This is a genomic window from Rhodococcus sp. (in: high G+C Gram-positive bacteria), from assembly GCF_049591685.1.
In the GTDB taxonomy this organism is placed as follows: domain Bacteria; phylum Actinomycetota; class Actinomycetes; order Mycobacteriales; family Mycobacteriaceae; genus Rhodococcoides.
In genome coordinates this window covers 1-11,821 of sequence record NZ_JBAWFH010000578.1, presented here as the reverse complement: position 1 = coordinate 11,821, position 11,821 = coordinate 1, and the positions used below count along the sequence as shown (strand labels likewise).

The 11,821-nt window shown below is 65.6% G+C and carries 11 protein-coding genes and 1 pseudogene; 8 read left to right on the top strand and 4 right to left on the bottom strand.

From position 1 onward, the window contains the following. The 4 genes and pseudogenes from WBQ44_RS23805 to WBQ44_RS23790 form a co-directional block, all read left to right on the top strand. Positions 1 to 256, top strand: a pseudogene (locus WBQ44_RS23805) (protein translocase subunit SecF); the annotation flags it as partial. Continuing rightward, a complete protein-coding gene (locus WBQ44_RS23800; protein ID WP_495569116.1) occupies positions 256 to 1,968 on the top strand; it encodes an ABC transporter substrate-binding protein in 1,713 nt (570 codons plus the stop codon). The pseudogene WBQ44_RS23805 and the gene WBQ44_RS23800, both read left to right, overlap by 1 nt. After that, positions 1,965 to 2,522, top strand: coding sequence for an adenine phosphoribosyltransferase (locus tag WBQ44_RS23795; RefSeq protein ID WP_495569115.1), 558 nt, complete (start codon positions 1,965 to 1,967; stop codon positions 2,520 to 2,522). The genes WBQ44_RS23800 and WBQ44_RS23795 overlap by 4 nt, the downstream gene beginning before the upstream one ends. Positions 2,523 to 2,694: 172 nt before the next feature. Continuing rightward, a complete protein-coding gene (locus WBQ44_RS23790; protein WP_495569119.1) occupies positions 2,695 to 5,004 on the top strand; it encodes a RelA/SpoT family protein in 2,310 nt (769 codons plus the stop codon). Positions 5,005 to 5,083: 79 nt separating this feature from the next. On the opposite strand, the gene WBQ44_RS23785 is transcribed toward WBQ44_RS23790, so the two are convergent. Then, positions 5,084 to 5,878, bottom strand: a complete 795-nt coding sequence (locus tag WBQ44_RS23785; protein ID WP_495569118.1) for a peptidylprolyl isomerase — start codon at positions 5,876 to 5,878, stop codon at positions 5,084 to 5,086. Beyond that, entirely contained in the window at positions 5,878 to 6,750 is an 873-nt protein-coding gene (locus WBQ44_RS23780) for a peptidylprolyl isomerase (protein ID WP_495569114.1), read from the bottom strand. Before WBQ44_RS23780 ends, WBQ44_RS23785 begins: the two co-directional genes overlap by 1 nt. Positions 6,751 to 6,980: 230 nt before the next feature. Between WBQ44_RS23780 and WBQ44_RS23775 the strand changes: the two genes are divergently transcribed. From WBQ44_RS23775 to WBQ44_RS23765, 3 genes are read left to right on the top strand one after another with little or no spacing between them, the layout of a single operon-like run. Beyond that, entirely contained in the window at positions 6,981 to 7,673 is a 693-nt protein-coding gene (locus WBQ44_RS23775) for an MBL fold metallo-hydrolase (RefSeq protein ID WP_495569117.1), read from the top strand. Between the two features lie 2 nt (positions 7,674 to 7,675). After that, the gene (gene hisS / locus WBQ44_RS23770) at positions 7,676 to 8,947 is read left to right on the top strand and encodes a histidine--tRNA ligase (RefSeq protein ID WP_495569113.1); all 1,272 of its coding nucleotides are present in this window, start codon (positions 7,676 to 7,678) and stop codon (positions 8,945 to 8,947) included. Next, a complete protein-coding gene (locus tag WBQ44_RS23765) occupies positions 8,937 to 9,575 on the top strand; it encodes a hypothetical protein (RefSeq protein WP_495569112.1) in 639 nt (212 codons plus the stop codon). The genes hisS and WBQ44_RS23765 overlap by 11 nt, the downstream gene beginning before the upstream one ends. On the opposite strand, the gene WBQ44_RS23760 is transcribed toward WBQ44_RS23765, so the two are convergent. Further along, complete coding sequence (locus WBQ44_RS23760) at positions 9,572 to 10,039, bottom strand: DUF3237 family protein (RefSeq protein ID WP_495569111.1); 468 nt, start codon at positions 10,037 to 10,039, stop codon at positions 9,572 to 9,574. The genes WBQ44_RS23765 and WBQ44_RS23760 overlap by 4 nt on opposite strands. Positions 10,040 to 10,231: 192 nt before the next feature. Here WBQ44_RS23760 and WBQ44_RS23755 point away from each other — a divergent pair, with 192 nt between their 5' ends. After that, positions 10,232 to 11,263, top strand: coding sequence for an Rv2578c family radical SAM protein (locus WBQ44_RS23755; protein WP_495569110.1), 1,032 nt, complete (start codon positions 10,232 to 10,234; stop codon positions 11,261 to 11,263). A gap of 6 nt (positions 11,264 to 11,269) precedes the next feature. On the opposite strand, the gene ypfJ is transcribed toward WBQ44_RS23755, so the two are convergent. Further along, positions 11,270 to 11,821: KPN_02809 family neutral zinc metallopeptidase (gene ypfJ, locus WBQ44_RS23750; RefSeq protein WP_495569109.1), on the bottom strand; the 552-nt coding region annotated here is incomplete at its 5' end.

Sequence of the window (11,821 nt, the reverse complement as noted above, 5' to 3'; positions counted from 1 at the left end):
CATCCAGTTCGTCGGAATTATCGTCGGCACTTTCTCGTCCATCTTCTTCGCAACTCCGCTGCTGGTGACGCTGAAGGAGAAGTGGGGGCCGGTGGCGGTGCACACGAAGAAAGTTCTCGCCAAGCGCGCCGAAGCTGCGAACCGAGTCGGTAGGGCCGAGCTGGTCACCGCAGGCGCCGGAACCGATGCGAGCGCTCCCGTCACTCCTCGGGTCGGCTCGAGGCCGACGGGGAAGCGCGCCAAGAAGAGGCGCTGATGACTGCGCGAGTCATCAGAGTTCGGACTGCGGCAGCCGTGGTGGCTGCCGTAGTGTCCGCCGGCGCCCTCGCCGGGTGCACCGCCGAGGAAGACCAGGTGCCGTCGATCGGCTACGCCATCGACAACACGCTCACCACGTACAACGCGCAGACCGTCGACGGAGCTGCATCCGGAGCGAGGCAGGCCTTTCCTCGCGTACAAACCGGGTTCAGCTATCTCGGACCTGAAGGGGAGGCCCTCTCCGACAACGATGTCGGCGGAGTCCGAGTTGTGCCGGGAGACGTTCTGACGGTCGCGTACACCATCGCCCCGCAGGCCACGTACTCCGACGGTGTGCCCATGACCTGCGACGACATCGTCCTGACCTGGGCTGCGAACAGTGGCCGGTTCGCCTCGAGCGAGAACGACCTGCAGCTGTTCGACGCTGCGTCCAGCGCCGGGTACTCGGACATCGAACGGGTGGACTGCGTGGCCGGCAGCAAGGAGGCGGTGGTCACCTACCGGCCGGGCCGCGCCTACGAGGGTTGGCGCAGCCTCTTCGGGGCGACCGAACTCCTGCCCGCGCACGTCGCGGCCAGGGTTGTCGGGATGCCGAACGTCGTCGATCCGATTGCTGCCGGCGATCTGGATGCGATCGGACGAATTGCCGATTTCTGGAATACCGGGTGGACGCTGACCCCAGGGTCCGTCAACGTCGCGTTGCTGCCGTCGAACGGTCCGTACCGGGTCGATTCGTACACCCAGGAGACCGGTCTGGTGCTCGTCGCAAACGAGCGATGGTGGGGCGTTCCGCCCGCGACCGAACGCATTGTAGTCCGGCCGAAGGGAACTGATCTGCAGGCCCAGGCCGACGCGGGCGATCTCGAAGTTGTCGATCACGGCAGCGGCAGCGACCTTCCCGCCGAGGGATTCGATACCACGCCGTACCCATCACACGGAGTCGAGCAGTTGACGTTTGCAACGAACGGCACGTTGGCGTCCTCGGCCGCCCGGCGAGCGCTGGCCCTGTGCGTACCGCGCGAGCAATTGTTCGACACCGCGGGTCACCCCGGATTCGACAAGACGACCGGAATCGGATCTGCGGTTGTCGATTCGCGGCTCGTTCAACCGAACACGCTGTTGTATGCGCCGGTGGCGGCGACGGCCGAGGGTCGGTACCGCCAAGCGGACGCCGCTGCTGCACAGGCCGAACTGGCGGGCGGTGACGTCGCCGCACCGGCCGTACGCGTCGGATATCTCGGACCCGATCCGCGACGGGCCGAAATCGTCGCCGACATCGCCGCAGCGTGCGCCCCCGCAGGCATCGTCGTCGAGGACGCGAGCTCGGCCGACTTCGGACCTACTGCATTGCGCTCGGGTTCGGTGGACGTCGTACTCGGCTCCACCGCATCGGCGTCCGGTGCAGCCGGGGCCGTGTCGGACGAGTCCGCGCGGTACAGCTTGCACAGTGGTGTGGGCAGCAACGTCGGTGGCTACGCCAACGGCCGCGTCGACGCCATCGTCGATCAACTGGCCGTCGAAACCGTCGACGCCAGTGCCCTCGCGGTCGCGACGGAAGGCGAGCGCATTCTGTGGAACGAGCTGCCGACGCTGCCGCTGTTCAATCAGCCACGCACCCTCGCGGTGGCCGACGGGATGAGCAATGTCGTGGTCAATCCGACTGCCTCGGGTGCGGGGTGGAACATGGATCGGTGGATACTTCTGCGGTGAGCAACTCGACTTCGCAGCACCCGGCCGACCCAACCGCAGCGGCCGCCACGAACATTGACCGTCTCGTGCGGTGGGCGGACGACTTCCCGGTCGCAGGAGTGCGATTCGCGGATCTGACGCCGGTGTTCGCCGACGGGGAGGGCTTGGCCACCACGGTGGCTGCGCTCGCCGCCGCGGGCTCGGACGCCGACCTCGTCGCCGGCATCGACGCTCGTGGATTCCTGCTCGGGGCGGGCGTGGCGCTGACACTCGGATGCGGTGTTCTAGCCGTCCGCAAGGCGGGCAAGCTACCGCCGCCGGTGGTTTCCCAGAAATACCAACTCGAATACGGTTCTGCCGAGCTCGAGATCCCGGAAGACATCGACATCGCGGGTCGGCGAGTGCTCGTCGTGGACGATGTCCTCGCCACCGGCGGGACGATAGCCGCCACCGTCGAGCTGGTCCGTTCTCGCGGAGCCCATGTCGTCGGAGCTGCCGTTGTCCTGGAGATCTCGGCCCTCGGCGGACGCAACAGGTGCGGGGGTTACCCGCTCACCTGCCTCCGCCAGGTATGAGGACTAAAGTCGGTTCCTACTGCGTTCCAGTTCCGCACGCGGGCCGTTCCGTGGCTCGTTCCGGCGGACCGGAACGCGGACAACGTGGCAGGAGGCGAACACAGTGACCCGATATGTCGACCAACCCTTGCCAGAACCGCCCGCGTCGAATGCAGATGCGGTGACCCCACCGGTGCCCGCGCCCGAACCGACGCAGCCCGTGACCGGCCGAGGCGCTGCGCCGGTGGTACCGAGTTCCGCATCCAGGCGGGTGCGTGCACGGTTGGCCCGCCGCATCACGGCGGGACGTAACACCGCCGTCAAGCCGGTCCTCGAACCGCTCGTCAGCCTCCATCGTGAGCTGTATCCGAAGGCGGATCTCGCGCTGTTGCAGCGCGCATACGACGTCGCCGACGAGCGTCACGCCACCCAGATGCGCAAGTCCGGCGACCCGTACATCACACATCCCCTCGCCGTCGCAAGCATTCTCGCCGAGCTCGGCATGGACACCACGACGCTGGTTGCGGCCCTGCTGCACGACACCGTGGAGGACACGGGTTATTCGCTGGCGCAGCTCACCGAAGAATTCGGTGATGAGGTCGCGCACCTCGTCGACGGTGTCACAAAACTCGACAAGGTCGCACTCGGAACGGCAGCCGAGGGCGAGACCATCCGGAAGATGATCATCGCGATGGCGCGCGACCCGCGGGTGCTCGTCATCAAGGTGGCAGACCGGCTGCACAACATGCGGACCATGCGATTCCTGCCCCCGGAGAAGCAGGCCCGCAAAGCCAAGGAAACGCTCGAGGTCATCGCACCGCTCGCTCACCGCCTGGGTATGGCAACGGTCAAGTGGGAACTCGAAGATCTCGCGTTCGCCATCCTGCACCCGAAGAAGTACGACGAGATCGTCCGCTTGGTCGCCGACAGAGCTCCGTCCCGCGACACCTACCTCGAAAAGGTGCGCGCCGAGATCAACGCGTCCCTCTCCGCATCGCGTATCAGTGCCGCCGTCGAGGGAAGGCCGAAGCACTACTGGTCGATCTACCAGAAGATGATCGTCAAAGGACGCGACTTCGACGACATTCACGACCTCGTCGGCGTCCGAATCCTGTGCGACGAAATTCGCGATTGTTACGCCGCCGTCGGCGTCGTGCACTCGCTGTGGCAACCGATGGCGGGCCGTTTCAAGGATTACATCGCGCAGCCGCGCTACGGCGTCTACCAGTCGCTGCACACCACCGTTGTCGGCCTGGAGGGCAAGCCGCTCGAGGTGCAGATCCGTACTCGGGACATGCACCGCACGGCGGAGTTCGGTATCGCCGCTCATTGGCGATACAAGGAAACCCGCGGCAAGCACGGAGGCGACAACGCCGAAGTCGATGACATGGCGTGGATGCGTCAGCTGCTCGACTGGCAGCGGGAAGCCGCCGACCCGGGCGAGTTCCTCGAATCCCTGCGCTACGACCTCGCGGTCAAGGAAATCTTCGTGTTCACCCCGAAGGGTGACGTGGTGACCCTGCCTGCGGGTTCGTGTCCCGTCGACTTCGCGTACGCCGTGCACACCGAGGTGGGGCATCGGTGCATCGGTGCCCGCGTCAACGGCAGGCTCGTCGCACTGGAACGAACGCTGGACAACGGCGAGGTGGTCGAGGTGTTCACCTCCAAGGCCGTCACGGCGGGACCCAGCCGGGACTGGCAGGGCTTCGTGGTGTCTCCGCGCGCGAAGACCAAGATCCGCCAGTGGTTCGCAAAGGAACGTCGCGAAGAAGCCCTCGAAGCGGGCAAGGACGCGATCGCCAAGGAGGTTCGCCGCGGCGGTTTGCCGCTGCAGCGGTTGATGAACGCCGAGTCGATGTCGGCCATCGCGCACGAACTGCGCTACGTCGACGTTTCGGCGCTGTACACAGCGGTGGGCGAGAGTCACGTGTCGGCCCAGCACGTCGTACAGCGGTTGGTCGCCCACCTGGGCGGCGTGGGAGACGTCGAGGAAGAACTCGCCGAGCGGTCCACCCCGTCGACCATTCCGACCCGTCCCCGTCAGGTCGGAGACGCCGGTGTTCTCGTAACCGGAACGGAAGGCGTCGTTGCCAAGTTGGCCAAATGCTGCACGCCGGTGCCCGGCGACGAGATTCTCGGATTCGTCACCCGCGGTGGCTCGGTGAGCGTGCACCGGACCGACTGCACGAACGCGAAATCCCTCGGCGAGCAATCCGAGCGGTTCATCGATGTCGAATGGGCGCCGTCGGCGTCATCGGTGTTCCTCGTAGCCATCCAAATCGAGGCACTGGACAGGCATCGGCTGCTGTCTGACGTCACGAAGGCGTTGGCCGACGAAAAGGTCAACATCCTTTCGGCGTCGGTGGCGACTTCGGGCGACCGCGTGGCGATCAGCAAGTTCACGTTCGAGATGGGCGACCCGAAGCATCTGGGTCATGTACTGAACGTGGTGCGCAACGTCGAAGGCGTCTACGACGTCTACCGCCTGACGTCGGCAGCATGACGCTCGCAGCCGGTCCGAGTGGCGTTCCACTCGGACCGGCTGCGTGTGTGATCAGGCGTGTGTGATCAGGCGTGTGTGACTAGGAGCTGACGGTCTCGATCGTCACGGATGCTTTGGGGGCACCGTCCTCGCCGGCTGTGGCCACGCCCTGCTCGGCCACGGCGTCGAGCGTCGCCAGGCCTTCTTCGGAGATCGTGCCGAACACCGTGTATTGCGGTGGGAGAACGGAATCCGCGTAGACAAGGAAGAACTGGCTACCGTTGGTGTCCGGTCCGGCATTGGCCATGGCTATGGTTCCGCGCGGGTAGACGACGGGGCTGGACACTGCAGGGTCTCCCGCTGGGTACGCCGTGGTGGGGTACTCGTTTGCATACTCGTAGCCGGGACCGCGATTGCCGTTGCCGGAGGGATCTCCGCACTGCAGAACCTGCAGCCCCTGACTGGTCGTCAGACGGTGGCAGGGTGAGTCGTCGTAGAAGCCCTGCGAGGCGAGAGAGACGAAGCTGTTGACCGTGCACGGTGCCTCGGCGCGGTCGAGCGTCAGCCCGATCGGTCCCTGATTCGTGGTCATCGCGACTGGAACGGTGCCGACCGTCGACACCTCGTCGGTGGCAGGAGGGCTGTTCTCCCTTATGGCCGGTGTCGCCTGCGGATACGAGCACGTGGTTGTCGACGCGGCGGGTGCAGGGACGGGCGGGAGAACGCCGAATCGGCTCATGTCCAGGGGCGCCGAGGCGGTGCTGCTCGACGCACTGGTGGTCGACGCCGCGGCCGACGTGGAGTCGGGCGCAGCGCTGTCCGACGAGTCCGAGGAACAGCCCGCGACGAGCACTGCTGCTGCTCCGACCGCGACGAGCAAAGATGCGGAACGAATCACAGGTCGGTCACCAAGCCGGTGATATCGACAGGAAGTGCAGGCTTGCCGTCCGATGCGCCGCCTTCCGCGCCCGCTGCAGCAACCTTGTCCAGCGTTTCGAGGCCGGTCTCGTCGATCGTGCCGAACACCGTGTAGGCAGGTGGCAGGGTCGAATCGCCATAGACCAGGAAGAACTGACTTCCATTGGTGCCTGGGCCTGCGTTTGCCATCGCAATGGTGCCGCGGGGGTAGGAGATCGGTTCGCTCGCAGCCGGATCTGCCTCGGCGTACTGGTCTGCCGGGAATTCGTCGGCGAACTCGTACCCCGGGCCGCCCATGCCCGTCCCGGCGGGGTCGCCGCACTGCAGAACCTGCAGACCCGATCCGGTGGTCAGCCGGTGGCAGGTGGTGCCGTCGAAGTATCCCTGGTTGGCCAGCGACACGAAGCTGTTGACGGTGCACGGCGACTGCGGGTTGTTCAGCGTCAGCCCAATGTTGCCCTGCGTCGTTTCCATGCTGTAGCTCAGTGGCTCGTCGGACGTCGGCACGCCATCGGTACGCGGAGGCGTGTTCTCCTTCGCGGCGGGTTGCGCCGAGGCCGGGTACGCGCAGTCGACTGTCTCGGGCAGGGGCTCGGCGCGTCCGTCGGCGATCAGCGTGTCGCCGTTCGGAGTCGCGGACGCGTTGGCGGCGGACGCGGTGTTCTCCGTGTCGTCACCGCCGCGGGTGAGTGCGAACACGACCGCGACGGCTCCCACGACGGCCACGACAGCGAGTACGGACCCCGCGATCGTCAGCTGCTTGCGCTTCTTGGCGCGCTCGGCCCGACGTTCGAGCTGCCGTTCCAACTTGCGCTTGGCCGCTTCGCGTCTTTGCTCGTTGCTGGGCAATTGACGTGTCCTCCTGCTTGTCCACTTGTCGACTGCCGTCTCGGCGACCCTGGGTCGACACGATTCGGCTGCTCCCGGCCGGTGACCGGCCGTCAGTGAGTGTGCCATTACATCCTGAGAACCGTCCTACGGGCATGACCGATTTCGTTGAAGGCACGGGCAACGCGCAGGTGAACAGGGTGCAACTAGGCTGTGCGGGACCTGCCCGTACCGATATAGGAGCGTCAGCTGTGCTCGTCACCGGATTCCCGGCGGGAATGTTCCAGACCAATTGCTACGTGCTCGCCCACGACGGTTCCCCCGAATGTGTGGTGGTCGACCCAGGCCAGGACGCGACGGAGCCCCTGCTGCAGTTTTTGAACGAGTCGGACACCACGCCGGTCGCGGTACTCCTGACGCACGGTCACCTCGATCACACCTGGTCGGTCCAGCCGGTGTGCGAGAAGTTCGGCATCCCGGCATACATTCACGCCGACGATCGGTTCATGCTGTCCGATCCGCTGCGCGGAACCGGGCCCACACTTGCTGCTCTGCTCGGCGACAAGGAGTTCGCCGAGCCGGGCGAGGTCCGCGAGCTGATCCACGGTTCGACGCTCGAACTCGCCGGAATCACGTTCGGCGTCGTGCACACGCCCGGCCACACTCAGGGATCGGTGGTGTTCACCGTCGACGTCGACACCCCGGACGGCACCCTGTCCGTCGCACTGACCGGCGACACGTTGTTCGCGGGGTCGATCGGTCGTACGGATCTGCCCGGTGGCGATCATGATCAGCTCCTGCGATCGATCGAGCGGTCCCTGCTGCCGCTCGCGGACGACACCGTCATCCTGCCCGGACACGGAGGGCAGAGCTCGATCGGCCAGGAGCGAGCAGCCAATCCGTTTCTCGTTGGACTCCCAGGCCCTGAACAAGGAAAACTGTGACCGTGAGCAAGCCGACGACATTCTCTGCGCCCAAGGGCATTCCCGATTACGTACCACCGAATTCCGCGGAGTTCGTTGCTGTTCGCGAGGCGCTGCTGACCGCGGCGCGCAATGCCGGGTACGGCCATATCGAACTGCCCGTGTTCGAGGACACCGGCTTGTTCGCCCGCGGAGTCGGGGAGTCCACCGATGTCGTGAGCAAAGAGATGTACACCTTCGCCGATCGGGGTGACCGCTCGGTGACGTTGCGGCCGGAAGGAACTGCCGGTGTGATGCGCGCCGTCATCGAGCACGGTCTGGATCGAGGTGCGCTGCCGGTCAAGCTCGCCTACGCCGGGCCGTTCTTCCGGTACGAACGTCCGCAGGCCGGACGCTACCGCCAGCTGCAGCAGGTCGGAGTCGAGGCCATCGGTATCGACGACCCCGCGCTGGACGCCGAGATCATTGCGGTTGCCGACGCTGGATTCAGGAGCCTCGGGCTCAGCGAGTTCAGACTGGAAATCACGTCCCTGGGCGACGAGACATGTCGGCCGCAATACCGAGAGCTGTTGCAGAAGTTCCTGTTCGCGCTTCCGCTCGATGCCGACACGCGCACCCGTGCCGAACTCAATCCGCTGCGTGTCCTCGACGACAAGCGGCCCGAAGTTCGTGCGATGACCGCCGACGCTCCTCTCATGCTCGATCACCTTTCCGACACGGCGAAAGCGCATTTCGACGAGGTGCTCCGTCATCTCGACGCGCTCGACGTGCCGTACGTGGTGAACCCGCGCATGGTTCGCGGACTCGACTACTACACGAAGACCACGTTCGAATTCGTGCACGACGGTCTCGGCGCTCAGTCGGGTATCGGTGGCGGCGGACGCTACGACGGACTGATGGCACAACTCGGCGGACAGGAACTGTCCGGTATCGGTTTCGGCCTCGGCGTCGACAGGACCATGCTGGCGCTGGCCGCCGAAGGCAAGACCGCTGGTTCGACGGCGCGATGTGAAGTGTTCGGTGTGCCGCTCGGGGCGGACGCCAAAGCAGAGATCGTCGCAATCGCGGGCCGGTTGCGCAGTAGAGGCATTCGCGTCGACATGGCGTACGGAAACCGCGGCGCCAAGGGTGCCATGAAAGCAGCGGACCGTTCGGGTGCGCGCTACGCACTCGTGTTGGGCGACAAGGAACTCGCCGACGGAACAATTGTGGTCAAGGAACTGGCGACGGGAGAGCAGCGCGACGTCGCCCTGTCCGACGTCGTTCGGCACGTGGAGACCGGCCTTGCCGACTGACGGGCGCGCCGGAGATTCGGTCGCGCTGGATTTGGTGCCTGCCGAACTTGTCGCACCTCGACTGAGGAAGCTCGCTCTGGGCGCGATCGTCGTCGGATGCGTCATGGCACTGATCGCCGGCATCTTCCTACCGCTGGTGGTGGCCGTCGCACTCGGACTGGTGGTCGCCGTCCCGACTGCAGCGGCCGCGTGGTTGGGCTCGCGGCGCCGAATCTGGATCGCCGACAACGTCATTCACGCCCGCGGTGGGATCCGAACCACGAAGCTGTCGGTACCGGCCCTGGTGACGGCGGAGGTGCAGGTCAGGACCGCGCGCATCGACCAGGTATCGCTCCGGCTGTACGACGGCACCGCGAGGGTCACCATCGCGCTCGCCCTGTACACCCAGGGTGGGGGCCGCGAACTGCCCATCCTCTCGCTCCGAAAACTCGCCGACGCGCTGTGGACGAGCGAGCTGGTGCCCGCGGCGGCAATAGCGTCGGTGCTCGTGGACCAACTCAAGGCCGAGGCGCGCGACGCCGGCCTCGGCGAGCGGCCGCTGTATCGGGCTGTCGAGTCGGTCAAGTCGGCGGGAAGAACACCGCTCGCAACCCTGACCGACCGAGAGGTCGCCGAGCTGACGTCCTAGGTGACCAGGAAGGCGTCGAGCACGATGGACTCTGCGGAACGCGAACCCGACGTGACGACAAGGGCGCGATTGAGGTACGTGAACTGGGCCACCGACGTCGACACTTCGAGGGTCCCCCGAAAGTAGTAGCTGCCCGGGTCGATTTCCTCGGTGCCGCTCAATGATTCGATGACCTCTGCGGGCCCGAACTGGAATCCGCGGTACTTCAACGACAAATACCCTCCTGCGGTCAGTTCGAGGGTCAGGTCGGCGTCGATCTCGGTGCAGCCGTCTGCGCGTGTGGTTTCGACGATCGAGGTGGATCCGGTAAGTGTTCCCTCGATGTCCGGGCCCGGTGCCGCACCGCCGAGGACTGGAATCACCACGCGTGAACCGAGGGGAACTGCGCCGACGTCGATCGAGACGCCCAGACTGATACCGAGCCGAAGGATCGGCTCGAGGGTGGGCGAGATGGGTGCAGTCACGTGCGCAACGCTCCTCTTGGGGGATGGACTCTGTGTGAGTGGACTGGATGATTCCGACTCGCCTACACGCTATCGGTTGCGCCCACGAGGCCGGCATCGCCGTCACGGAGGCGCGAATTGTGCACTGCCCGTGGTGGGTTTGCGCCGGGCGTCCACCTTGACATGACGTAGAACAGATGTTCGACTGTGTGCATGCGATGGGCCGGTCAGACACTCGACGCCGTGGACGAGGGAACGCTGCCCGGCCTCGAACGCTCGGGCCTGGTGCGGCGCGTGCAGACGCCCGAGTTCGAGGGCATCACCTTCCACGAGGTGCTGTGCAAGAGCGCGCTCAACAAAGTCCCCGGTGAGAGTGCGATGCCGTTCGCCTGGACCATCAATCCGTCCCGCGGGTGCTCGCATGCGTGCCGCTACTGTTTCGCCCGTCCCACCCACGAGTACCTCGACCTGGATGCGGGCAACGACTTCGACACGCAGATCGTCGTCAAGACCAACATTGCAGCGGTTCTGCGCAAAGAGTTGGCCCGCAGGTCATGGAAACGCGAACCTGTTGCTCTCGGTACCAACACCGATCCGTATCAACGAGCAGAGGGCCGCTATCGACTCATGCCGGGCATCATTCGAGCGCTGGCAGAATCCGGCACTCCGTTCTCCATCCTCACCAAGGGCACTCTGCTGCGGCGTGATCTTCCCCTTCTCACGCTCGCGGCACAGCAGGTGGACGTACACATCAGCATCAGCCTCGCCATTCACGATGCAGACCTTCAGAAGCAACTCGAACCGGGTACGCCGAGTCCGCGTGCCCGTCTCGACTTGATTCGCGCTGTGCGAGACGCAGGGTTGCCGTGCAGTGTCCTCGTTGCCCCCGTCATCCCTTTCCTCACCGACGGGGCGAGGCAGCTCGACGGTTTGTTCGGCGCTCTGGCAGAGGCGGGTGCGTCGACGGTCTCCGCGATGCCCATGCATCTCCGTTCGTCCACCAAGGACTGGTTCATGACGTGGCTGACCGACAACCATCCTGCACTCGTCCGGCGCTACCGTCAGCTCTACGGCCAAGGTGCCTACGTCACCCCGGAGTACAAGGCATGGTTACGCGGCAGGATCGACCCGCTACTCGAACAGCATGGATTCGGGGTGGGGGAGACCAGGTCGTTGCCCGTCAATACGCCTGCTGAGCCGATCGATGTTGCGGCGCAACGCGGTCCCGCGTTGACGTTGTTCTGAAGGCAGCTACCGCGAAAATGCCGGTGGGCTGTCGAGATTGCGTGCCGAGAAGGTGTCGCACGCCCCGACCTGTCCGGTTCGGTACCCAGTGAGAAACCACGACTGACGCTGCTCGGACGATCCGTGTGTCCATCCCTCGGGGTTGACGCGTCCGCTCGAGGCCTCCTGAATCCGGTCGTCGCCCACCGAGGATGCCGCGGACAGGGCGTCGCGAATATCGGTGTCGGTCAACGGTTCCAGGAACGGTTCCCCGGTGTTCGGGTCGGGGATCACTGCTGCATGGTGAGCCCACATTCCGGCGTAGCAATCGGCTTGGAGTTCGACGCGCACCGCGCCGGACTCGGGGCCCTGCGGATCGGCCTGGGCGCGGCCGATGTCGCCCAACTGATTCTGGATGTGGTGGCCCACCTCGTGAGCGACGACATACTCCTGGGCGAGTTGCCCGCCACTGGATCCGTACTGGTCGACGAGCACCTGGAAGAAGCTGGTGTCGAAGTAGGCGGTGGAGTCGGCGGGGCAGTAGAACGGACCGACGGCGCTGGTGGCGTCGCCGCACCC

Excerpts from the sequence above, each read along its gene's own strand:
- WBQ44_RS23800 (WP_495569116.1), top strand. The coding sequence starts at position 256 with ATGACTGCGCGAGTCATCAGAGTTCGGACTGCGGCAGCCGTGGTGGCT.
- WBQ44_RS23755 (WP_495569110.1), top strand. The coding sequence starts at position 10,232 with ATGCGATGGGCCGGTCAGACACTCGACGCCGTGGACGAGGGAACGCTG.